The organism is Microcoleus sp. AR_TQ3_B6 (assembly GCF_036702785.1).
In the GTDB taxonomy this organism is placed as follows: domain Bacteria; phylum Cyanobacteriota; class Cyanobacteriia; order Cyanobacteriales; family Microcoleaceae; genus Microcoleus.
On the sequence record NZ_JAUBVJ010000231.1, the window covers coordinates 1 to 1,603 of the forward strand.

Genomic DNA, 1,603 nt, shown 5'->3' on the forward strand with positions numbered 1-1,603 from the left:
TGTTTGAGTTGCTCGTCACTAGCTGTAAATTTCGTCATGTTCTGACTTTATAATTGGAATACAAAAGCCGATCGCCCTTTTCGAGCGATCGTTTAATTTTAAACTTTTTCCTGAAAGGTGGCTGGAATAGCTTTTGAAATAGCTTGCAGTCGTGCGACTACATCCTTCAGAAATTTAGTGTCACTAGAGTCAAGAGAGTCGGCTGACTCTAATTTGTCTAATCTTTTCTTTATTTCTCCTGTCTCTCCAAAGAGCTGTTCAAAAGCCTGACGATGAATTAGAAGAATTTTCGGCTCTACCGAACCTAGTATGTAAAAAAGTTAATAATTTTTATAAAAATTAACTATAAAATCTAAAAATTAGGCGCTGGTAAAGCAATTATATATTGACTTACAGGGCTTTTTGTTATTTAATAAAATCAGAACTGAAAAAAATTAAAAAAAAACTTATACCTATGGCTTCCCATCCTCAACTTCATCTAATGACCAAACTCCTTAATATTGAGGGAGTGACAGTCAAAAGTTATCAGATTATTGAAAATATAGGAATCACAATTTGCTTAGATAACAACAAAAAAGCCATTTGTCCCGACTGTGGGAAGAAAACTGATAAACTCCATCAAAATCATTATTATGTAGTGAGGGATTTGCCGTTTGGAGAGCAAAAAGTATATTTACAAGTAAATCGCCGTCAGATGAGGTGTGAAGGTTGCCCAAAAAAATTTAGTGAAGACTTAGAATTTGTTAAAAAAACTAGAACCTATACAGAGAGGTTGAAAAAAAAGATTTTGTCAGAATTATTAGAAAGCGATGTCAAAAATGTGGCTCAAAGGAATGGAGTCAGCGAACAGGAAATAGAAACCATGTTAAAAGAATGGGTCAAGGAATTGAGCGGACAAAAACCATCGGGATTAAAAAGGCTAGGAATTGATGAAATAGCTCTAGTAAAAGGACAGAAAAATTATTGTGTGGTTTTAGTAGATATCGATAAAAAAATTATAGTAGGAATGCTCAAAAACCGAACTCAAGTAAACGTAAAAAAATACCTAGAAGCTTGGGGAGAAGAGGTTTTAGAGCAAATAGAAGCCTGCAGTATAGATATGTGGAAGCCTTATAAAAATGTCTCAGAAGATTTAATGCCACAAGCAGAAGTTGTGGCCGATAGATTTCATGTTATGAAGCAAGTAAATGAAGAATTAGATGGAGCTAGAAAAAAGATTAAGAAAGCAGCCGAAGCCTTAAAAAATAACGCGGAAAAAGCTCGAATACTCTCGGGAATAAAAAACAGTAAATATGTCTTACTAAAAAATGAAGATCACCTCACTGAAATCGAAAAATCTAAGTTAGAATCAGTCAAAAAAGTGGCTCCTACCTTACAAAAAATGCATCAAATGAAAGAAGAGTTTAGACAAATTTTTGACTCCCCCAAAGATTGGGTAGAAGGATTATTGAGTTTAAGTGATTGGTTAAAAGATGCAATTTCCGTTTTCCCCAAAAGCTGTGGGACAATTATTAGGTGGATTGGAGAAATTATTGCGTATTTTGATCGGAGGACTACTCAAGGAGTTGTGGAAGGAATTAATAACAAATTAAAGCTCATCAAA

Annotated in this window: 1 protein-coding gene; it reads left to right on the forward strand. The window is 34.2% G+C overall.

The window, feature by feature from the left end; translation table 11 throughout:
• Positions 1-481: 481 nt before the first annotated feature.
• A partial coding sequence (locus tag QUB56_RS36860; RefSeq protein WP_332961296.1) for an ISL3 family transposase occupies positions 482-1,603 on the forward strand: 1,122 nt, incomplete at its 3' end.